This window comes from Oricola sp. (genome assembly GCF_022763245.1).
GTDB lineage: Bacteria > Pseudomonadota > Alphaproteobacteria > Rhizobiales > Rhizobiaceae > Oricola.
Genome location: NZ_JALEGV010000041.1, coordinates 697,617 through 718,332, shown reverse-complemented (window position 1 = coordinate 718,332; position 20,716 = coordinate 697,617). Strand labels below are relative to the sequence as shown.

The window sequence follows — 20,716 nt, the reverse complement described above, 5'->3', positions numbered from 1 at the left end:
GAGGCGTCACAGCCGCGCGAATCCAGCCGGTTTTTTCGGCATGCCGCTCGTTTTCAAGGCAGCGATGCGAAAATCCTATATAGGACTTGACACAATTTCCGTGAGAGAAATAGCATCAACCCAGAAGTCCTACATAGGACATGGATGCGATGAAGAAAGCCATTCTGCGCCCGGTGTCGAACGACAGCGTTCCGACCAAGGCGAAACACCAGAGGATTTCGGAAGAGATCCTGACCGCGATCGAGGAAGGCCGCTGGCTGCCCGGCGACCAGCTTCCGGCGGAAGACCAGCTTGCTGCGGAGATGGGCGCCAGCCTCGGCACCATGCAACGCGCCTTGCGCAGCCTGGTGCAGATGGGCGTGGTGGAGCGGCACCATGGCCGCGGCACGTTCGTTTCGGGCGCACGGGCCCAGGAAACCCAGCTCCGGCATTTCCGCTTCATGGCGGAGGGCGGCACCCGGCTGCTGCCCGTCTTCTTCAAGATCATCGACGTCGAGACGACGAGCGAGAGCGGCCCTTGGAGCCAGTTCTTCGGCACGCCCGACGGCGAATTCATCCATATCCACCGCCTCGTCTCGGTGAATGACGAGTTCGAGGTCTTCAGCGAGATCTACCTGCCGGCCGACCGGTTCTCCGATCTCGCCCAGATGAGCGAGACGACGCTCAACGGCGTGTCTTTCCGCGACATGCTGGCCGAGCGCTTTAACGCACCGACGCTGAACACGCGCCAGACCATGGCCTGCCAACCGCTGCCGCCGCGCGTCGCGCGCCAGCTGGACGTGCCTCCGGGCCAGTACGGCATGGTCTGGACCATCTGCGGCCTCAGCTACCGCGACGCGCCGATCACCTGGCAGCGCATTTTCGTGCCGCCGAGCGACCGGGTGATCGAGATCGTGCCGGTGTCGTCGAACGGGCATCCCGACTTCAGCGAGGCGGGGTGACCGAGAGCCGACCGGAACGACCAAAGAAAGAGAATGGGCGCCAAAGCCCATCGGCATGACACCGCCTTGGGGAAGCGACAACCACACGTGAGACAGGAGAGCAAACCATGCAACTGACCATGCCAACACCGGGCAGCCTTGCCCGCAAGGCCCTCGCCCATGCGCGGACGATCGTCGCCGCGGTCGCCGTCAACGGACTGGCCCTGGCCGCCGCCGGCGCCCAGGACATGCCGGAAATGACGCTGAAATTCGGGCACCCCTACAACGAGACCCACCCGCTGGCGCAGGGCGCGCAGAAGTTCGCGGACATGGTCAAGGAGAAGAGCGGCGGCAAGATCACCGTCGAGGTCTTCCCGAACTCGACCATCGGCTCGTCGCGCGAACTGGTGGAAAGCATCCAGATCGGCGTGATCGATTTCGCCCTGGTGCCGACGACGAACGTGGCGAGCTTCTATCCGCCGCTCGACATCTTCTACCTGCCGTTCCTGTTCCGCGACAGCGAGCATGCCTATGCGGTGTCGGACGGTCCGGTCGGCCAGGATCTCTATGACGGCCTCCAGTCGGCAACGGGCATCCACACGATCGCCATGTATGAAAGCGGCTTCCGCACGATCACGACGGCCAAGACCAAGGTCGAGATGCCGGACGACATGAAGGGCATCAAGTTCCGGGTCGTGAACAATCCGCTCAACGTCGCCACCTTCAAGGCGCTCGGCGCCAATCCGACGCCGATGGCCCTGTCGGAGGTCTTCACCGGCCTGCAACAGGGAACCGTCGACGGGCAGGACAACCCGGTCGGCAACGTCAAGGCCTTCGGCTTCGACAAGGTGCAGGACTTCATCACCCTGTCGCACCACCAGTGGGCCGGCATCATGTTCCTCGCCAGCGACAAGATCATGACCAGCGTTCCGGACGACGTGAAGGCCCTGTTCAAGGAAGCCGCGATCGAGACGCAGGACTGGGAGCGCGCCGAGATGAACGCCGTCGAGGGCCAGTATCTCACCGAGATGGAAGCCGGCGGCATGACCGTGACGCGGCTGTCGCCCGAACAGGCAGCGGCATTCCAGGCGGCGATGGAGCCCGTCTGGGACGAGTACCGCGAGAAGATCGGCGCCGATCTGATCCAGGCCGCCGTCGACACGAAATAGGCCAGAAGAGCCGCCGCCAGGGGAAACGACATGGAAACGACAAAGAGACTTCTCGACCTTTCCGAACGTGCCCTGGCGGTTGCCTGCGTGATCGCCTTCATCGTGATGTTCGTCCTCGGCATCGCGACTGTGTTCTTCCGCTACGTGGTGGAAAGCTCGCTGGCCTTCCCGGACGAGATGATCCGATACCTCTTCATCTGGATGATCTTCCTCGGGTCGGGGATCGCGTTTCGGCGCAACATGCACGCCGCCATCGGCGTTTTCGTCAACAACCTGCCCGCGTCGATGAAGCGGGCGGCGCTGATCCTCGCCACGCTGGCCTGCGGGCTGTTCTTCGCGGTGTTGTTCTGGAGCGGCCTTATGACGACGATGCGGGTCCAGACGCAGATCTCGCCCGCATTGGAGATTTCCATGGCGTGGGTCTACGGCGCGGTTCCCGTCGGCATGGTGTTCCTGTTCGTCTACGCCGCCGAGCTTCTCGCAAAGCAACTGCGCGCGCCCGCCGGCGAATTGCTTGCCGACGACCACTGATCTCTCCGCGAACCGTTTTCGCCAGGACCATCCGACATGATTTCCGCTGCCATTTTCGGTTCCCTTGTCCTCCTGATGCTGCTGCGCGTGCCGATCGCGCTTGCGCTCGGACTGTCGAGCATGCTCGGGCTCTGGCTGAGCGACATCAGCATGGAGATCGTGGCCCAGCGCATGCTGGCGACCAACAATTCATTCCCGCTGCTCGCGATCCCCTTCTTCATCCTGGCCGGGGAGATCATGTCGACCGGCGGCATGTCGCGCCGTCTCGTCGGCTTCGCGTCCTCGCTGGTCAGCCACATGACCGGCGGCCTCGCCGCGGTCGCGATCCTGTCGTCCTCCTTCTTCGCCGCGCTGTCCGGATCCAACGCAGCGACTGTGGCGGCGATCGGCGGCGTCATGAACCAGCCGATGGAGGAAAAGGGCTACCGTCCGCAATATACGGCGGCGACGATCGCGGCGGCCGGCGTGACCGGGATGATCATTCCGCCGTCCATCCTGCTCATCCTTTACGGTGTGGTGACGGGCGTCTCGATCACCGACCTGTTCCTCGCCGGCATGGCGCCTGGCATCCTGATCTGCATCTCGATGCTGATCCTGAACCGCTTCATGGCGGCGAAGCTCGATGTCGAAACCACGCCGTTCCAGGGGCGCGCGGCGATCTGGCAGAGCTTCCGCGAGGCCTTCTGGCCCCTTTTGATGCCGGTCATCATCCTGTCGGGCATCTATGGCGGTGTCTTCACGCCGACCGAGGCGGCGATCGTCGCGGTGCTCTACGGCATCGTCGTCGGCGCGCTGTACCGCGAACTGACCCTGCCCGCGCTCTGGCGGGCCTTCTACAAGGCCGTGCTTTCGTCCGCGGTGGTGATGTTCATCATGAACGCGGCCGGCGTCTTCGCCTGGCTGATCACCATCAACCAGATCCCGCAGAGCATCTCGGCGCATCTCGCCGGAATATCCGGCGGGCCGATCGTCTATCTCCTGCTGGTCAACGTGTTCCTGCTGGCGGTCGGATGCATGATGAACGCCGCTGCGGCGATCGTGATCTTCACCTCCATCCTCTATCCCGCCGCGATGAGCTTCGGCATCGACCCGGTGCTGTTCGGCATCATCGTGTCGGTCAACCTGTCCATCGGCACCGTGACGCCGCCGCTGGGCGTGGACCTCTTCATCGCCTCGGCGATCACGAAGGTCTCCATCGAGCGGATCGTCGCTGCGATCTGGCCCTATATCCTGGTCCTGATCCTCGACCTTCTGCTGATCACATACGTCCCGCCGATCTCGATGACGCTCGTTCACCTCTTCCAATAACGCGTTTCACTTCGGGCGCGCCCGCGCCCACCCCATGACTTCAAGAAGGTTTGCAATGACAGAACATTTTTCGGATGCGGCAGGCGCCAGACCCTGGAACGCAGTGGACAGCGGCGTGATACGGCATGCCATCGACCCGTCGCTGCTCGGCCATGCGGAGATCTCCCCGAAGGGCGAATTCGAGGCGGGGTCCTACGCATCCTTCACGCTGGTCTATACCGCGGGCAAGTTCGGCGTCGACGATTCGGGCAGCCTGCGCATCGTCTTCCGCTTCGCCTCCGACCAGGGCAATCCGCAATTCGACGATCCATCCGGCGCCAACTACTGCACCGTCGAAGCGTCGAACGGCGCCGTCCTGCAGTTGCGCTGGGACCCGAAAGGCAATGTGCGTCCGTGGGACCGCACGCTGTGGATCAAGGTGGTGAAAGGCTTCCTGCAGGAAGGCGACACGATCACCATCCGCTTCGGCGTCACCGACCATGGCGGGCCGGGCATGCGGCTCCAGACCTTCTGCGAGGAGACGTTCGAGTTCCGTGTGCTGGTCGATCCGATCGCGACCTTCAACTTCCAGCCGCTGCCGGTGCAGCCGGCGATCGCCATCGTGCCGGGCAAGCCCGAGCGCTTCGTGGCGGCGCTGCCGACGCTGAAGCGGCCGGGCGAGCCGTTCGACCTGAAGCTCAAGGGCGAAGACGGATGGGGCAATCCTTCCGACACATGTTCCGGACGCTTCCTGCTGGAGGCCGACGGCGCGATCGACGGACTGCCGGACAGTGTCGAGATGAAGCCGGGCGCATTCTCCCTGACCGTTCCGGGCCTGACGGTAAGTGCGCCGGGCAAGGTCTCTGTCGCGGTCAGAAGCGAAGAAGGCGCGCTTGTCGCCCGGACAAACCCGCTGATCGTCGAGGACCGCGAACTCGTCCATTTCTGGGCCGACATGCACGGCCAGTCGGAGGAGACGATCGGCACGGGCAGCGCGACGGAATATTTCGCCTTCGCCAGGGATCGGGCGTGGGTCGACGCCTGCGGCCACCAGGGCAACGACTTCCAGATCTCCGACGAGTTCTGGGCGGAATTGAACCGCATCACCGCCGAATTCGACGCCGACGGGCGCTTCGTCGCGATGCCCGGCTATGAATGGTCGGGCAACACGTCGCTCGGCGGCGACCGCAACGTGTACTTTCCCACAGAGGGGCGGACCATCCGGCGATCATCCCACGCGCTGATCGAGGACAAGACGACAGCCGACACGGATTGCTTCACGGCCAAGGATCTGTTCGCCGCCTTCTCGGACGAGGGCGAGAGCGACGTCGTCTGCTACGCCCATTGCGGCGGACGCTACGCCGATATCGGCTTCGCCCATGACGGCCGGTTCGAGAAATCGGTCGAGGTGCATTCTTCCTGGGGCAGCTTCGAATGGCTGCTGCACGATGCCTTCAAGCTCGGTTACCGGGTCGGCGTGGTCTGCAATTCCGACGGGCACAAGGGACGTCCGGGCGCCAGCTATCCGGGCGCCGGAAAGTTCGGCGCGATCGGCGGATTGACCTGTTTCAACGCGTCCGAACTGTCGCGTCCGGCCCTGCTCGATTGCATGCGCAAGCGCCACCACTACGGCACGACGGGTGGCCCGAACGGGCGCATCGCGATCGACCTATCCGCGCATTTCGAAAGCCAGGCCGAAATCTACCACGACGATCCCGCGCTCGGTCCTTCGCAGGCCCTTTCCGGCACATCGGCCATGATGGGCGATATCGTGAAACTGCCTCAAGGCGACGCCGAACTGGCGGTCACCGTCGACGCCGCCTCCCCCATCGAGCGCATCGACGTCTTCAACGGGCTCGCGCTCGTCGAGACCATCCGCCCCTTTGGCGAGGACGATCTCGGCGCCCGGATCAGGCTGCACTGGGAAGGTGCCGAATATCGCGGTCGTTTCCGGGAGGTGATCTGGGACGGCGGCGCCGAACTGACCGGAAACACGATCGCGCATGCGACCCCGATCAATTTCTTCAACCGCGACAAGACGCTCGATCAGGTCGGCGACGACAGGGTTGCCTGGAAGGCGCTGACCACCGGCAACTTCGGTGGCGCGGATCTGCGGCTGTCCGACCCGCAGGCCGGGTCGATCTCCGTCAGCACGCCACTCGTCAGCTTCGACATGCCGATCGCGGAGATCGGCTATGAAGACGTCGTCCATGACGCCTCCGGCGAACTGCCACGCTTCTTCAAGCTGTTCCGGCTCCCCGACGACAATCCGCACTTGTCGATGAGCGTCCGCCGGCGTGTCTCGATCGATGCGGGCAAGGACAATCCGATCTATGTGCGCGTGACCCTGGAAGACGGGACCCGCGCCTGGACGAGCCCGATCTACATCTTCCGCTGACGCCGGCCGGCAAGCGGGCATCGCGCAAGGGGTCAGTCGATGCCGGTAAGACCGTGTCGCATCGGCGCGGATACTGGATCGCTCGTCAGAACAGCGGTCAGGCCGGCCAGGTCGGGAGCGTGACCGAGAGCGGCAATCTGCTCGATGAGCGGCTGTTGGATACGTTCGCGTCCCGCATGGCGCAGGCAATCGGCGAATTTCGGGGCCATCTGATCGAAGGTGGTTTCCGAAGCCCGAATGCCGGGCGCTTCGGGGACGATGACCTCGTAGCTCGCGCCGTTCACGAGAAGCACCCGCGCGGCCGGCCGTTCCGACGCGCCACGCGGGATCACCCGGTCCAGCGAGACCTTCGCCGCGACGTTGAGGACAGCCGGGTCCGATCGGGCTTCGGGCATGAAGCCCTCGAGCGTTACCTCGGACCGTCTCATCGCCAGCGCGAAGCAGAAGGGAATCGAGAACTTGGCCGCGACCATGCTCGCCGGCCGCTTCCTGTCGGCTTCGGGCAGCATCAGCATGTCGTCGGGAGGAGACACGCTCAGAGACACCGCCTCGATGTCGTCCGCCGCAATGCCGCGCTCGCGCAACTCCAAAGCCAGGGCGATGGAGGGGTGCGTTCCCCGGCAGCACGGCCAATGCTTGAAGGTCACATCCGCCCCGCGAAAGACCCTGCCGAAACCGGCCAACAGGTCGCCCGACGCCCGGTCTCCGGTGAGCATCGCGAAGAGCCCGCTCGGCCCGTCGAGCGGCGCATCGACGCCGCGCACGCCGGAGCGGGCGAGACAGCAGGCTTCCACGACCGCCCGGGCTGCAAACGCGTCCCGGACCGCCCTGAGGTCGGAGCGAGGGCTGCGCTTGAGTTCGTCGGTCAGGGAAAACTGACAGAGGGCAAGCGAGACAGCGCTGACGGTCTGCTCCGGTGTCAGCCGGAGCATGCGCGAGACGCCGAACGCCGCGCCGGCCGCCGCGATGATCGGGGGATGATACCAGCCGCGCACGGCCGGATCGCTTGCCAGGCCGTCCCCGATCCGGCAGGCAATGTCGCAGCCCGTCGCGATGGCGAGCAGCAGATCCGGGCCCGACAATGCCTCCGCCTCGGCCAGAGCGAGCGCGGCCGGGATGATTACCGCATTCGGATGGAGGCCCGCCGCGTCATAGGTATCCTCGAAATCCAGCGCATGCGACAGCGCGCCATTGGCCAGTGCCGCCAGAGACGCGGTCGCCTTTCCGCCGCCGAGGAGCGTGGCATGACCGGATCCGCCGGCCAGTGCGTGCGTGTGGAACGGCAAGACGACGGGCTCCAGCCGGGTCGCGGCCAGCATGACGCAAAGCGCATCGGCAAGGGACAGTTGCGCCGCATGCACGGCCTCGCCCGGCAGGTCGGAAAACGAGACGCCCTGCAGGCGTTCGGCCAGTCCGAGGGCCAGCGTCATGCGCGCGGGCCAGGCCTGATGACATCGCCGTCGGCCTGGTAGTCCGTACTGAAGCCGGCTTGGGCCGTGATCGTGCGCAGATAGGACAGGATGCGATCGAATCTGGGATCGTCGGGCGCGACGAAGCGCGGGTTGGCGTCGCGCTCGATGAAGACGGGAACGAGCGCGAGATCGACCAGCCTGTCGCCGTCGATCTCGGCCTCCACGGCGAAACTCATCGCGCTGTCCGGCGGAAAATTGTAGCTGGACGTCAGGTCGGGGATCCAGTCCGGATTGAGCTTCTGGATTTCCCGGAACCCCTTTGACTTCGCATGCGCCTCCGTCATTTTCAGGTCGAGCGCGAAATTGGCCAGCGAGTGGATGATCGGCTTGCCGCGATAGAATTCGACGCCCTTCAGAATGTGCGCGTGGCAGCCGAGCACCATGTCGACGCCTGCGTCGATCGCGGCATGTGCGACGTCTCGCTGGTAATCGGGCACAACGGCCGGCACGAAGTGTATCCCTGCGTGATGACCCAGGACGAGGAAATCGACACGGTCTCTCACGGCGCGGATCGACGCGATCAGAGCGGCGATGTCCTCCTTGTGCGGAAAGGTGTGGATCCGCGCGGGCGTGCCCGGCTGGTCGTGCTCGATCTGCTCATAGACCGTGTGTCCGCGCATGGGTGCGCAGCCGGGCTTGTCTTCGTCGGCCCAGTAGTTCTGCGGCAGGATCGAGTTGACCGACAGGAACCCGACCCGCACGCCGTTGCGCTCCACCACGACCGGGCTGCGCGCCGCCTCGATGTCCATGCCCGCCCCGACCTGGAGCGCCCCTGCACGGTCGAGATGGGCCAGCGTGTCGACCATGCCGGTGACACCCCAGTCCATCGTGTGGTTGCCGGCAAAGGAGACGATCTCCAGTCCCGCGCCGACCAGCGCGTCGGCGATCTCCGGCTTACCACGCATGGTGTGGCGCGCCTGCGGCAGGCGCTCGCCGCGGTCAGTGAGGTTCACTTCCAGCTGGCAATAGCCCAGGTCGGCGGCGGTCAGCCTGTCGCGAACATGGTCGAAGATGGTTGCGGGATCCTCGCGATCGGGCGCGACGTCGCCGACGGCGACAAATCTGAGGCTCATTCACCAATCCTTTGCATGGGTCATGTGGCACGCGACCTGGCTGCCGTCGCCCGGGTCCGTCAGTCTCGGCCGCTCCGCCTTGCAGATGTCGCGGGCGAAGGGGCAGCGCGGGTGATAGGCACAGCCGGCCGGCGGATCGAGCGGGCTCGGAATTTCCCCGATCGGCTTGATGCCCGCTTCCTGACGGTCGGGATCGGCCGGCAGGGCCGCGGCCAGCAGCGCGCGCGTGTAAGGATGGTCCGGCGTTTCGCAGATCTTGCCGACAGGCCCGTGCTCGACGATCCGGCCGAGATAGATCACGATCACCTCGTCGCACATGAAGCGCACGGTGGCGAGATCGTGGCTGACGAAGACGCTGCCGATGCCGAAATCCTCCTGCAGTTCCTTCAGGAGGTTCAGGATCTGCGCGCGGATCGAGATGTCCTGCGAAGACACCGGTTCGTCGAGCAGCAACAGTTGCGGCGACGACGAGATGGCGCGGGCGATCGCGATGCGCTGACGCTGGCCGCCGGAGAACTGGTTGGGAAAGCGCTCGCCATCCTCCGGCGGCAATCCGACGGCGGACAGCACTTCGGCGACGCGGGCGCGTATGTCCGCACGGCTCATCCCCGTCGCGGCGACCAGCGGTTCGGCGACAATATGCTTCACCCGCATGCGCGGGTTGAGCGACGAGAACGGATTTTGAAACACCGGCTGGACCGAGCGGCGATAGTCGCGCATCTCGCGACGGCTCAGGCTGCCGAGCGCCTTGCCGCGGAACGCGACCTCGCCCGTGGTCGGCTTGTCGAGGGCAAGCAGGATCCGGTTCAGCGTCGTCTTTCCGCATCCGCTTTCGCCGAGCACGCCCAGGGACCGTCCCGGATGGCAGGTGATCTCGATCTCGCTGAGCGCGTGCAATTCCGCCGGACCGTCATGCCCGCGGACGCGAAAGACCCGGCCGAGGCCGCGCGTGGAAAGCACCGGCTCGCTCATGCCCCGCCTCCGGCGGGATGAAAGCATCGCAGCGCGTGACCTTCGGCGACGATCTCGAATTTCGGCTCCGTGGAGCACAGGGCCGACGCGGCCTCGCATCGCGGATGGAAGCGGCAGCCGGAGGGCCGCCTGGTCACGGAAGGCGGCGCGCCCGTGATCTGCGGCAGGCGCGCGGGCTTCTCGTCGGTTCGCGGCACGCTGGCGAGGAGGGCGCGCGTGTACCAGTGGCGCGGATTGTGAAATATCTCGCGAACAGGCCCCGTCTCGACGATCTGGCCCGCATACATGATGGCGACGCGGTCGCAGGTCTTGGCCACGACGCCGAAATCATGGGTGATGAACAGCATGGCCATGTGATGCGCCTTCTGCAGTTCGGCCAGAAGTTCGAGGAACTGGTACTGGATCGTCACGTCGAGCGACGTCGTTGGCTCGTCGCAGATCAGCAATTCCGGCGTCTGCGCCAGCGCGATCGCACTGACGATGCGTTGACGCATGCCGCCCGACATCTGGTGCGGATAGCTCTTCAGGCGCGATCGGGGCGACGGGATCTTGACCTCAGCCAGTGCGTTTGCGGCCGCGCCGTCGAGATCGCGATGGCTCGGCACACGCCTCAGCGCCTCCTTGAGCTGCGCCCCGATGCTGAAGACCGGGTTCAAAGAGGCCATCGGATCCTGCAGGATCATGCTGATCTCGCCGCCGCGCAGCGTGTGCAGGTTCCGGTTCGAGAGCTTCCGGACATCGCGTCCCTTGTAGATGATCGAGCCACTGGTTCCCTTGTCGAGTGGCGGTGCGGCCAGCCGAAGGATCGACATGCCGAGCGTCGACTTGCCCGAGCCGCTCTCGCCGACGAGACCCAGCGTCTCGCCCGGCTGCAGGTCGAGCGAAACATCCTCGATGATCACCGGCGCATTCTGCGAGGGGCCGACGCGCACCGTCAGGTCGCGGATGCTCAAGAGCGGCACGCTCATGCCCCTCCCCTCCCGCGCAGGGCCGGGTTCAGCCGGTCCGTCAGGTGATCGCCGACGATATTGACGGCCATGACGACGAAGAGGATGGCGAGCCCCGGGAACATCGCCACCCACCAGGCGGTGACCACGTAAGAACGCCCTTCCGACACCATCGAACCCCAGGAGGGGTTGGGAGGTGGGACGCCGACACCGAGGAAGCTCAGGCTCGCCTCCAGCACGATCACCACGCCGACCTGCAGGGTGGCGACGACGATCAGGGACGGGGCGATGTTGGGCAGGATGTGGCGGGAGATGATGCGCGCATGCCCGAGGCCGCTGGTGCGCGCCAGATCGACATAGTCCTCGTTCTTCACCCGCAGCGTCTCGCCGCGTGCCATGCGCGCATATTGCGACCAGAGCACCAGCGAAATCACGATGACGATGTTCGCAAAGCTCGGTCCCGAGATCGCGCCGAGCAACAGCGCCAGCAGGATCACCGGGAAGGACAGCGCCAGGTCGACCACCCGCATGATCACGCGGTCGGTCATGCCGCCCATATAGCCCGAGAAGGTTCCAACGACGGTTCCGACGGTCCCCGCGATCGCGATCACCAGGGCGCAAACCGCCAGCGATATGCGCGCGCCGCTGACGATCCTCGACAGGATGTCCCGGCCGAGCCGGTCGGTTCCCAGCGGATAATCCCAGGTGCCGCCCGGCAGCCAGGCCGGCGGATCGAGCCGCGCGCGCAGGCTGCCGCGCAACGGATCGTGCTCCATGAAATAGGGCCCGATCAGCGCGACAACGACGAAGACGACGAGAAGCGCGACGGCCACACGAAACGCCAGATCCCGCATCAGCCCTTCTCCCGCATGCGCGGATCGATCGCGAGATAGAGGAAATCCACCAGGAGGTTGGCGAGGATGAACAGGGCGGTGATCACCAGAACGACGGCCTGGATCACCGGGAAGTCCCGCGAGAGGATGGATTCATAGGCGAGCCGGCCGATCCCCGGCCAGGCGAACACCGTTTCCACGACGACGGCGCCGGTGATCATGGTGGCGAAGAACGTGCCCATGAAGGTCACCACCGGAATGAGGCTGTTGGAGAGCGCGTGGCGCCAGATGACCGCCGCTTCCGATATGCCCTTGATGCGGGCGAGCTTCACATATTCCGAGCCCAGCGCATCCAGCATGGAGGCGCGCACGAGGCGCGTGATGGCGGCCAGCGTGAACAGGCCGAGGGTCGCTGCCGGCAGGACGTAGTGCGCCGGGCCGCCATAGCCCGACGTCGGCAGAAGCCCCCATTGGACCGCGACGAGGTAGATCAGCACGATCCCGAGCCAGAAACTGGGGACGGACTGGCCGATCAGCGCGATGAGCCGGATGCCGACATCGGCCGCCGTGCCGTGCGTCACCGCGGCCAGAACGCCCAGGACGATGCCGACAAGCATGGTCGAGGCCAGCGCGACCGCGGCAAGCGACAGGGAGGCGGGCAGCCGCGACAGCACCAGGTCGAGGGCCGGCTCGCGCCCCGCCGCGACCGACCGGCCGAAATCGCCCTGGAGCGCGTTGGCGAGGAAGTGCCAGTATTGCGCCGCCAGCGACTGGTCGAGCCCCAGTTCCCGGATCATGGCGACCTTGTCGGCCTCGGTGGCGTTGTCTCCGAGCAGCAAGGCCACCGGATCGCCGGTTATCCGGCTGAGCAGGAAGACGACGAGGCTCATCAGCAGAAGCGCGAAGAAGGCTTCGACCAGACGGATGAGGATCAGCTTTGCCGGCATCTGTGCGGATCGTCCGAACATGAGTCGGCGGGACCCGGAAGCCTCGCCGCCAGGGAGGATTCTCGTTCGATCAGTCGGCGCGGCCAACCTGATCGAAATTGTAGACGTAGGACGTGGTTATGCCCCAGTCGCCGACATGCGGTCCGACGCCGTAGGGCTCGTTCGCAAGGACCATGAAGACGGCTGCCGCCTGGTCGCGCAGATACTGGCCGATCCCGGTCAGTTTTTCCGTGCGCGCCTTCGGATCCGTTTCGGACGCCAACGCCGCCAGCATTCCTTCCAGCTCCTCCGATGTGAAGGACGCAAAGAGCGAGCGGTTGGAGAAGCCGGCCTCGACGCCGTTCTCCGGGTTCGGGAACGGGAAGCCGCGGTGGGTGAAGGCGAAATCGAGCGCCTCTCCCGAGGTCCATTCCGAACGGATCGCCGGCCAGTCACCCGGCTCGATCGTCGCCTTGATGCCGACATCGGCCCAATAGAGCGCGGCGGCCTCGGCCATGAGCGGCAATTCGGCGCCCGGGGTGGTGGTGAAGGTCTTCAGCGTCATGTTGAAGCCGTCGGGATAGCCGGCTTCCGCCAGAAGTTCCTTCGCCTTGTCGGGATCGTAGGGATAGGGAGGCACGTCGTTCCACGCCTGGACCGGCGTATCGCCATTGGCGACGACACCCTCGCCCTGGAACAGTTCGTCGATGATCGTCTGCTTGTCGATCGCGTAGTTCAGCGCCTGGCGCACCCGGACATCGGACCACGGCACGTCGGGATTGTAGCGCTTCTCGTCAGTCTGGACGACGCCGCCGAGGCGAATGACCGGCGACCACGTCTTTTCGGCCGACACGATCCGGATGCCGGCGTCCTTCAGCCCGGGAATGCTGTCGAAGCCGACAGGTGCGATGTCCGCCTCGCCGGCCCTCAGCATGGCTACGCGCGTCGCCTCTTCCGGGACGGCCCTGAAGACGACGTTGGCGAATTCCGGATTGACCCGCCAGTGCGAGCCCGGCTCGATGTCGTCGCGCAGGGCCATGTCGATTTCGGACCCGTCGACGGATTTCTCCACGACATAGGGCCCGGTTCCGACGGGGGCCGCGGTGGCAGCCACTTCGCCGACCTTCTCGACATAGGCCTTGGACACGATGCCGAGTTGCTGAGCCTCGCCGAAATAGCCCTTGTCAAGCAGGAAGTCCGGCGCCTTCAGGTTCACGACGACGGTGTAGTCGTCCGGCGTTTCGACCGTGTCGATGACGCGGCGCATCGTGGATGCCGGGCCGGCGCGGCTGTCGTCGGCGATCAGGCGCTCGATGGAGTATTTCACGTCGGCAGCCGTGACTTCACCCCACCCGCCGGAGAAGGGCACGCCCTGGCGGATGTGAAACGTCCAGGTCTTGCCCTCGTTGGTCATCTCCCAGCTCTCCGCCAGGCCGGGCTCGGTGTTCCCGTCGGCGTCCAGATAGACGAGATAGTCATAGACGAGATCGAGATAGGTCTTGCGCTGGCCGGACCCGGCCCAGGGAACCATCGTCTGGTCCGAGAATGTCGGGATCGCGATCGTCAGCGTGTCGCCATCCGCGAAAGCGAGCGACGACGTCGCCACCGCCCCGATCATGGTCGACGCGAACAACGCCGCACGGAATCCGCCTGTCAAAGAAATAGTCATTAGCTCCTCCCATGGCGAGCATCGTCGCCTTTGGTCATTCTGCGCAGAGCGCCGGGATTGTCAACAATCCATGATGATATTAGTTCATTCTATGAACTTTTTTGACGCAGGCAACTCCCTGCGTGAAATGCCCCCGCCACCGAGAATTCGTTGGACAACGCCCCGTGAAAAACGTCACCTACGGGCGAGCGAGACCGGAGGACCGGACATCCATGGCGATGACCGAGGAGACGCCAACACAATCGGATCGGATCGCATCGGAGCTCAGGCGCCGCATGCAATCGGGCACCTACGCGCCCGGGCTCAGGCTCGTCGAGATGGACATTGCCGATGAGTTCGACGTCGGACGCGGCAGGGTTCGCGAGGTTTTCCGGACGCTTGTCGGCGAGGGCTATCTCGAATTCGTCGCCAATCGCGGCGTTCTCGTGCGCCGCTATTCGCGCAGCGAGATGCTCGAGGTCGGCAATGTTCGCGAGGTGCTGGAGGGCCTGGTCGCGCGGCTGGCGGCGGAGCGCGCCCTCACCGAGGATCAGCAGCAGGACCTGACCGCGATCCAGGAGAGGATGGACAAGACGGAGGCGGACGGAGACACCGACGCCTTCGCGGGGCTCAATCGCGCATACCACCAGATGATCTGCGATTTCGCGGAAAACCGCCACGCCACCGAATTCCTCGGGCGGCTGCGCGTTCCGCTGTTCAGGCTTCAACTGCCGATCAGTTTCTCGATCGATTCGCTGGAACAGTCGAACCGCGACCATCGGGTGATCACGACAGCGATCCTGATGGGCCATCGCGACGCGGCCGAAGCCGCGATGCGCGCCCATGTACGCGCCGGCAACGCGCATATCCGCTCGCTGCCGGAAGACGCCTTCTGAGCGCTACAGGAACCGCACGGGGACGCTGTAGGGTCCGTATTCCGGCCAGGTCGTCATCGGGGTCGGCCCCGCCAGTTCGAAGCCGTTCACCTTTTCGGTGAATACGGCCACCGCCGCCGTCAGCATGAGCCGCGCCAACGGCGCTCCAATGCACTGATGCGCCCCGCGGCCGAAGGCGATATGCGGCGGTTCGCCTTCCCGATCGAGCTTGAACGTTGCCGGATCGCTGTAGACTTCCGGGTCGCGATTGGCCGCTGCGAACGACAAGGCGATGGGCTCGTCCTCGCAGATCAGCCGGCCGCCGATCTCGACGTCCCGCGTCGGCGTCCGCGCAAAACCGCGATACGGCGTGTAGAGCCGCATCAATTCCTCGGTCGCATCCGCCACGCGTTCGGGATGCTCCTTGATGAGGGTGAAATCGTCGGGATGCCGGCAGAAATGCACGGCCACCGAACCGAGCAGCGTCGTCGGCGCGATGATGCCCACGACGAGCAACTGGCGGATCGTGCCCAGGATCATGTCTTCGGGCAGCGGTTCGCCCTCGTTGCGCGCCGCCAACAGCGCGCTTGTCGGATCCTCGCCCGGATCGCGGGGATTGAGCTTGCGATCGTCGATGATCTCCTGCGCCATTTCGTACAGGAACAGGCTCGTCTTCTTCAGACCCTCGAAATCCTTCGTCTGCAGGGCATGATTGAAGGCCTGCCCCATCTCCCGGATCTCCGCCGCCTTCTGCGCCGGAATCATGAAGAATTCCGCGAGCACATGGATCGGAAGGTGATAGGAGAAGTCGATGCAGATGTCGGCCTCGCCTGTCGGCACCAGCGGTGCGAACAGGTCTTCGGCCATCTTGCGCACGATCGGACGCCAATAGTCGATCCGTTCGCGCCGAAAGAGCGGTGCGATCGCGCGGCGATACGGCGTGTGCTCGGGCGGGTCGAGATGCAGGGGCGGCCGCCGGCCGGCCGTCGCGACACGCGGCACGACGTTCTGCACCGCCGTCGAGAACAGCGAGAAATCGGACATGCTGTCAGCGATGTCCTTGTAGCGCGTCAGCAGCCAGAAACCGTCGAGATCGTTGGAATGCGCGACCGGGCAGCGCGCCCGCAGATCGTCGAACAACCGATGAGCGTCATCGAAATCGGTCTCTGTCTCGGCGTCGAATTCATGCGCCTTGGAAAATCGGCCCGGGTCTTTCGGCTGCGGCCGGTTGTCGGCAATCTTGATCACCACGTCTCCTCCAGATTGTCGACAATATTGTCTCTACGCGCGGCGAAGGCAAGCGACAATCTCGCTCCGGCGCGATGTTCCAGCGAGGTTACCCGGCCGACGCTTCGTTCATGCCGAGCGCGGCAAGCACCTCGTCCGTGTGCTCGCCAAGCGTTGGCGGCGGCTCCGACAGGCCCGGGCCGTCGTGAGCGAAGGAAAAGCCCGCATTGAGGATCATCGCTTCGCTGACCGCATCGTTCGGGACCGGGATGTCCAGCTTCAGGTTTCTCGATTTCAGCTGCTCCAGCTGCAGCACGTCCTCGACCGAGCGGACGGCGCCGGCGGGCACGCCGTGCCGGCTCAGAACCTGCTCCCATTCCAGCGCCGGCCTCGTGCGGAACGTCGCCGCCAGTTCGCCCTGCAGTTCGCGGTCGTGCTTCATGCGCAGATCCGGCGTCGCAAATCGCGCATCGGTCATCAGGTCGGGCCGGTCGAGCGCTGCGCACAGCCTCTCATACTGAACCTGCTGGACCGCGCCGATGGTGATGGGAGCGTCCAGGGTGTCGAAGGTGTCGGCGGTCGGCGAAAGCGAGAAGCCGCGATTGCCGGTGCGGCGGGGTTTTATGCCCGATATGACCAGCGGCGAGACGACCGAGTTCATCATCACCAGCGAGGCATCCAGCATCGACATGTCGATGAACTGTCCGGCCCGGTCCGGATCGCGCTCGCGCTGGATCAGGGCAGACTGGATGGCAAACGCGGCTAGGAGCGCGCTGTAGGTATCGACGATGGGGAAACCGACGCGCAGCGGACCGGAGTCGTTTTCGCCCGACAGGCTCATCAGCCCGGACACGCTCTGGATGATCTGGTCGATCGCCGGGTAGTCGCGCATCGGCCCGCCCTGCCCGTAACCGGAGATGGAGCAGAAGATCAGCGACGGATGGCTCTTGGCGAAACTGTCGTGGCCGAGCCCGAGACGGTCGATGACACCGGGGCGGAAATTCTCGACCAGCACGTCGCTCGACTGAACCAGCCGGCGGGCCGCCTCCTGCCCGAACTCGGACTTCAGGTCCAGGACGACCGACTTCTTGCCGGCGTTGGCGCTGATGAACGGCTCGGCCATTCCGCGCAGTTCCGCGCGCTGGGTGTAGTTGCGCAGCACGTCGCCGGTCGGCGGTTCGATCTTGATGACTTCCGCGCCCAGCAGGCGCAGGAAGTGGGTCGCAAGCGGCCCTGCGATCACATGGCTGAAATCAGCGACACGGATTCCGGCCAGTGGTTGTGCCACGACTCTTTTCCTCCCGATTATTAGTTCACTTGATGAACTATATTCGGGAAGATTGTCAAGCCTGTGGACGGGGCCGGGCGCTCAGTCGGCGCCGCCGTCCTCCGCGCCCTCCGCCAGGCGCGCGTTGGTGCGTTCCATCAGGTGCTCGCACAGCCGCTGCAGCTGGCCATAGAACTCGGCCCGCTCCTCGTCTGTGAAGATGGAGAGCAGCGCGTCGTTCTGGACCTTCATCCCCTCGCGCAGCTGCAGGCGCTTTTCCTCGCCCTTCTTCGTCAGCGTCAGCGAATTGAACCGCTTGTCGGTGCTGACCTTGCGACGCTCCACCAGCCCGCGCTCTTCCAGGTGCTTGATCACCTTGGTGACCGCGGACTTCTTCAGGACGACGGCGGCGGCAAGATCGTTCTGGGAAATCCCCGGATTGATCCCGATGAGGTTGATGATGGCGATGTCGCCATGCTCGGTGCCGAAATCCTTGTAGAACGCGGCATTCTCCGCCCGGATGCAGGCACGCAAGACGCGCGTGAGATAGGGCAGGTCCTCGCCCAGATAACCGAGCTCGATACCGCGCAGAGGCGGCTTGTCGTTATCTGACTGGGCACTCATGGCGTTTTCGCAATTGTTGTCGGCGACCGGGTTAGTCGCGACCGCCAAGCTTGTCAAACAGCCACTTGACAGCGGCGGCGCATATAGTTCACTTGATGAACTATTGACGCTCGGGAGGACATTGGCGTGAATCCGCAACAGGCCGTCGCGGCCCTCGACGACGCATTCTCAGGCAAGAGACCGCCCCAACGGAACGCCCGCACGGTCGGCGTGTTCGGCAACGGACTGCCGGAATCTTTCCTGTCGGCGATGGGCTTTGCGCCCGCCGACGCGAAGACGGCGCCCGAGGCCGACCTCTCTGCGCGCGCGCCGGACATCGAGCCCTATGTCGAACCCTTCGTCGACGACTATGCGCGGATCTTCCTGCACCGGCTGTTTTCGGGACGCCTGGACGACCTGCACGCCATCGTGTTCTGCCGGGACGACGCGGCCGCGTTCGTCGCCTATCAATATGCCCGCGAACTGGTGCGCCAGGCCGTCGGCCCGTCGCCCGCGCCGAGGCTCGTGCTTTGGAACCTCGTCCATCGCGACTCGGGGCCGTCGGCCGCGTTCAACGCGCGGCAGGTGGACAAGCTGCTGGGCGATCTCGGTGCGGATGTCGGCGCCGAGGCGTTCGCCGACAGTCTGAAAGGCGCGGTCGCCGAGGAAAGAAGGCGCGGCGCGGCGCTCTCGGCAATGGAGGCCCTGCGCAAGGCCAACCGACCGACGATCACTGGAACCGAGGCGTTCACCTGGCGCAACGCCGGCCGCTCCCTTGCTGCCGCGGAACACGCCGACCTCCTCGAAAGCGCCTGCGCCGCTGCAGCCAGCCGGACGGCGCCGCCGGCCCGGCAGCGCATCGGCCTGATCGGATCCTCGACCGACAGTCTCGCCCTGATGCGCATGATCGAGGACCACGGCGCCCTGGTGACCGACCTGCAGCCGCTCGGCGACGTCTGGCCCGGTCCGTTGGGCGGCGACACGCTGGACGACATCCTCCGGGCGGAAGCGACCGACCCTTTCTGCCCTCGCGCGGAGCCGGCCGTTCTTCATCGCGACGCGCTCGTCTCGCGATGCGTCGAGGACCGGTGCGACCTTGTCGTCGCGCAACTCGACCAGAACGACGACAGCGTGGGCTGGGACCTGCCAAGCCTCGACAGGGCGCTCGGCGAACGCGGGATCAGGCTCGTCAATCTCGGCTTTCGCGATCACCGGCCGGACGACGCCTGGCTCGCGTCGGCCTCGAAAAAGATGCGGTCCGTGTCGGGAGCGCTGGCATGAGCGATACAGCATCCGCCGCCGGCCCGCTCGCGTCGGCCAAGGCCGCCACCATGTATCAGCGCGACTGGGTTCGCGGGTTGCGCGAGACGATCAAGTCCGGCGCGCATTACGCGTTCGTCAATGCGGACACGCCGCATGAACTGTTCCACTTCATGGGCATGCCGATCGTCACCAACCAGTGGTGGTCGGCCATCATCGCCGCGAAGCAATTGTCCGAGCACTATTTCGACCACATGGAAACGCTCGGCTATCATGGCCGCCTGGCGCGCTATTCCAGCCTTCCCTTGATCGCGGAGCTGGAAGGAGACCGCGAGCGGCAACCCTGGGGCGGACTGCCGACGCCGGCGATCCTGTGCGCCCGCCAGAGCGCCGACGACCACCAGAAGATCTTCTCGCTGTGGTCCGAGGCGACCGGCGCGCCGCTGTTCACCTTCTCGTCGCCTGCAGTGCCGGACCCCGCGCCCGACTGGTGGCTCTTGGCCCGCAACGACTGGGAGACGCTCTACGGAACCGACCGCCTCGACCTGATGGTCGGCGAGATGCGCGAGCTCATCGGGATACTGGAAGACATGACCGGCCGGCGCTTCGACGAGGACGCGTTCGCCCGCTACACGGAGGCGATCAACACGCAGGAAGAGATCTTCGACGACGCGGCCAACCGCATCGCCGCGGCGCCGAAATGCCCGATCCGCATTTCCGAGCAGATCCCCAATGTCATGATCCCGCAATGGCACCGGGGCTCCGAATGGGCGCTCGACCATGCGGCGGCCTTCCGCGACGAGGTCACGGAGCGGATCGACAACGGCGTGGCCGTCTGCGAGGACGAGCGCATCAGGATGATGTGGATCGGCGCCGGCCTCTGGTTCGACACCGGCTTCTATTCGGCCTTCGAGGAAAGCCATGGCGCCGTCTTCGCCTGGTCGATGTATCTGCCCTTCGCCGCCGACGGCTACATCCGCTACGATCACGGCGACCCGCTGCGCGCCCTCGCCGCCCGCATCGTCTCGATGAACGAGCAACTGCACCAGCCGCCCTGGGTCAATCGATGGCTTGTCGAACAGGCGCGCAAGTTCCGCATCGACGTCGCGCTGATGCTCATTCCGCGCCACGACCGCTTCTCCGGACATGGGTCTCTCTTTGCGAAGAAGGCGCTGGAAGACGCCGGCGTGCGGGTGATCGAGGTCTGGTCGGACATGGTCGATCAGCGCGAGTGGGACCGCGACGCCATGTATCGCAGGATCGCCGACGTGCTCGACACGATGCCGGCAAGACGCGATTGACATAGTT

General features: G+C 65.2%; 18 protein-coding genes. 8 read left to right on the top strand and 10 right to left on the bottom strand.

Annotated features, from left to right (window positions below; genetic code table 11):
• Window positions 1–149 precede the first annotated feature (149 nt).
• The 5 genes from MRY80_RS24070 (at window position 150) to MRY80_RS24050 (ending at window position 6,305) form a co-directional block, all read left to right on the top strand.
• Window positions 150–941 (top strand): GntR family transcriptional regulator, encoded by a 792-nt coding sequence (locus tag MRY80_RS24070; protein ID WP_293293899.1) that lies wholly within the window; start codon window positions 150–152, stop codon window positions 939–941.
• A 107-nt stretch (window positions 942–1,048) separates the two neighbouring features.
• Window positions 1,049–2,089 carry a TRAP transporter substrate-binding protein gene (locus tag MRY80_RS24065; RefSeq protein WP_293293898.1) on the top strand — a complete coding sequence of 347 codons (1,041 nt, stop codon included), beginning with the start codon at window positions 1,049–1,051 and terminating at the stop codon, window positions 2,087–2,089.
• A 30-nt stretch (window positions 2,090–2,119) separates the two neighbouring features.
• Complete coding sequence (locus MRY80_RS24060; RefSeq protein WP_293293897.1) at window positions 2,120–2,620, top strand: TRAP transporter small permease; 501 nt, start codon at window positions 2,120–2,122, stop codon at window positions 2,618–2,620.
• A 36-nt stretch (window positions 2,621–2,656) separates the two neighbouring features.
• Entirely contained in the window at window positions 2,657–3,928 is a 1,272-nt protein-coding gene (locus tag MRY80_RS24055) for a TRAP transporter large permease (RefSeq protein ID WP_293293896.1), read from the top strand.
• 55 nt (window positions 3,929–3,983) lie between these two features.
• Window positions 3,984–6,305: a DUF3604 domain-containing protein gene (locus MRY80_RS24050; RefSeq protein WP_293293894.1), complete on the top strand. Its 2,322-nt coding sequence runs from the start codon at window positions 3,984–3,986 to the stop codon at window positions 6,303–6,305.
• Between the two features lie 32 nt (window positions 6,306–6,337).
• Here the strand turns inward: MRY80_RS24050 and MRY80_RS24045 are convergent, their stop codons facing one another.
• From MRY80_RS24045 to MRY80_RS24015, 7 genes are all read right to left on the bottom strand, one after another.
• Window positions 6,338–7,735: an MmgE/PrpD family protein gene (locus MRY80_RS24045; protein ID WP_293293892.1), complete on the bottom strand. Its 1,398-nt coding sequence runs from the start codon at window positions 7,733–7,735 to the stop codon at window positions 6,338–6,340.
• Window positions 7,732–8,850: a CapA family protein gene (locus MRY80_RS24040; RefSeq protein WP_293293890.1), complete on the bottom strand. Its 1,119-nt coding sequence runs from the start codon at window positions 8,848–8,850 to the stop codon at window positions 7,732–7,734. Before MRY80_RS24040 ends, MRY80_RS24045 begins: the two co-directional genes overlap by 4 nt.
• Window positions 8,851–9,822, bottom strand: a complete 972-nt coding sequence (locus MRY80_RS24035; protein ID WP_293293888.1) for an oligopeptide/dipeptide ABC transporter ATP-binding protein — start codon at window positions 9,820–9,822, stop codon at window positions 8,851–8,853.
• Window positions 9,819–10,790 carry an ABC transporter ATP-binding protein gene (locus MRY80_RS24030; RefSeq protein ID WP_293293886.1) on the bottom strand — a complete coding sequence of 324 codons (972 nt, stop codon included), beginning with the start codon at window positions 10,788–10,790 and terminating at the stop codon, window positions 9,819–9,821. The genes MRY80_RS24035 and MRY80_RS24030 overlap by 4 nt, the downstream gene beginning before the upstream one ends.
• Window positions 10,787–11,623, bottom strand: a complete 837-nt coding sequence (locus MRY80_RS24025; RefSeq protein ID WP_293293884.1) for an ABC transporter permease — start codon at window positions 11,621–11,623, stop codon at window positions 10,787–10,789. The genes MRY80_RS24030 and MRY80_RS24025 overlap by 4 nt, the downstream gene beginning before the upstream one ends.
• The gene (locus tag MRY80_RS24020) at window positions 11,623–12,549 is read right to left on the bottom strand and encodes an ABC transporter permease (RefSeq protein WP_293293882.1); all 927 of its coding nucleotides are present in this window, start codon (window positions 12,547–12,549) and stop codon (window positions 11,623–11,625) included. Before MRY80_RS24020 ends, MRY80_RS24025 begins: the two co-directional genes overlap by 1 nt.
• Window positions 12,550–12,619: 70 nt before the next feature.
• Window positions 12,620–14,197 (bottom strand): ABC transporter substrate-binding protein, encoded by a 1,578-nt coding sequence (locus MRY80_RS24015; protein WP_293293881.1) that lies wholly within the window; start codon window positions 14,195–14,197, stop codon window positions 12,620–12,622.
• A gap of 164 nt (window positions 14,198–14,361) precedes the next feature.
• Between MRY80_RS24015 and MRY80_RS24010 the strand changes: the two genes are divergently transcribed.
• Window positions 14,362–15,072 (top strand): GntR family transcriptional regulator, encoded by a 711-nt coding sequence (locus MRY80_RS24010; RefSeq protein ID WP_293293879.1) that lies wholly within the window; start codon window positions 14,362–14,364, stop codon window positions 15,070–15,072.
• Window positions 15,073–15,075: 3 nt separating this feature from the next.
• Here the strand turns inward: MRY80_RS24010 and MRY80_RS24005 are convergent, their stop codons facing one another.
• The 3 genes from MRY80_RS24005 to MRY80_RS23995 form a co-directional block, all read right to left on the bottom strand.
• Window positions 15,076–16,299, bottom strand: coding sequence for a cytochrome P450 (locus tag MRY80_RS24005; protein ID WP_293293877.1), 1,224 nt, complete (start codon window positions 16,297–16,299; stop codon window positions 15,076–15,078).
• Between the two features lie 88 nt (window positions 16,300–16,387).
• Window positions 16,388–17,566: a CoA transferase gene (locus tag MRY80_RS24000; protein ID WP_293293875.1), complete on the bottom strand. Its 1,179-nt coding sequence runs from the start codon at window positions 17,564–17,566 to the stop codon at window positions 16,388–16,390.
• Window positions 17,567–17,647: 81 nt separating this feature from the next.
• Entirely contained in the window at window positions 17,648–18,169 is a 522-nt protein-coding gene (locus tag MRY80_RS23995; protein ID WP_293293874.1) for a MarR family transcriptional regulator, read from the bottom strand.
• 126 nt (window positions 18,170–18,295) lie between these two features.
• Between MRY80_RS23995 and MRY80_RS23990 the strand changes: the two genes are divergently transcribed.
• Window positions 18,296–19,429, top strand: coding sequence for a 2-hydroxyacyl-CoA dehydratase family protein (locus MRY80_RS23990; protein WP_293293872.1), 1,134 nt, complete (start codon window positions 18,296–18,298; stop codon window positions 19,427–19,429).
• Window positions 19,426–20,709, top strand: coding sequence for a 2-hydroxyacyl-CoA dehydratase family protein (locus tag MRY80_RS23985; RefSeq protein ID WP_293293870.1), 1,284 nt, complete (start codon window positions 19,426–19,428; stop codon window positions 20,707–20,709). The genes MRY80_RS23990 and MRY80_RS23985 overlap by 4 nt, the downstream gene beginning before the upstream one ends.
• Window positions 20,710–20,716 lie beyond the last annotated feature (7 nt).

What these genes read in the sequence shown, in the direction of transcription:
- MRY80_RS24070 (WP_293293899.1), top strand. Translation starts at nt 150, where the DNA reads ATGAAGAAAGCCATTCTGCGCCCGGTGTCGAACGACAGCGTTCCGACC.
- MRY80_RS24065 (WP_293293898.1), top strand. Translation starts at nt 1,049, where the DNA reads ATGCAACTGACCATGCCAACACCGGGCAGCCTTGCCCGCAAGGCCCTC.
- MRY80_RS24060 (WP_293293897.1), top strand. Translation starts at nt 2,120, where the DNA reads ATGGAAACGACAAAGAGACTTCTCGACCTTTCCGAACGTGCCCTGGCG.
- MRY80_RS24055 (WP_293293896.1), top strand. Translation starts at nt 2,657, where the DNA reads ATGATTTCCGCTGCCATTTTCGGTTCCCTTGTCCTCCTGATGCTGCTG.
- MRY80_RS24050 (WP_293293894.1), top strand. Translation starts at nt 3,984, where the DNA reads ATGACAGAACATTTTTCGGATGCGGCAGGCGCCAGACCCTGGAACGCA.
- MRY80_RS24045 (WP_293293892.1), bottom strand. Translation starts at nt 7,735, where the DNA reads ATGACGCTGGCCCTCGGACTGGCCGAACGCCTGCAGGGCGTCTCGTTT.
- MRY80_RS24040 (WP_293293890.1), bottom strand. Translation starts at nt 8,850, where the DNA reads ATGAGCCTCAGATTTGTCGCCGTCGGCGACGTCGCGCCCGATCGCGAG.
- MRY80_RS24035 (WP_293293888.1), bottom strand. Translation starts at nt 9,822, where the DNA reads ATGAGCGAGCCGGTGCTTTCCACGCGCGGCCTCGGCCGGGTCTTTCGC.
- MRY80_RS24030 (WP_293293886.1), bottom strand. Translation starts at nt 10,790, where the DNA reads ATGAGCGTGCCGCTCTTGAGCATCCGCGACCTGACGGTGCGCGTCGGC.
- MRY80_RS24025 (WP_293293884.1), bottom strand. Translation starts at nt 11,623, where the DNA reads ATGCGGGATCTGGCGTTTCGTGTGGCCGTCGCGCTTCTCGTCGTCTTC.
- MRY80_RS24020 (WP_293293882.1), bottom strand. Translation starts at nt 12,549, where the DNA reads ATGCCGGCAAAGCTGATCCTCATCCGTCTGGTCGAAGCCTTCTTCGCG.
- MRY80_RS24015 (WP_293293881.1), bottom strand. Translation starts at nt 14,197, where the DNA reads ATGACTATTTCTTTGACAGGCGGATTCCGTGCGGCGTTGTTCGCGTCG.
- MRY80_RS23995 (WP_293293874.1), bottom strand. Translation starts at nt 18,169, where the DNA reads ATGAGTGCCCAGTCAGATAACGACAAGCCGCCTCTGCGCGGTATCGAG.
- MRY80_RS23985 (WP_293293870.1), top strand. Translation starts at nt 19,426, where the DNA reads ATGAGCGATACAGCATCCGCCGCCGGCCCGCTCGCGTCGGCCAAGGCC.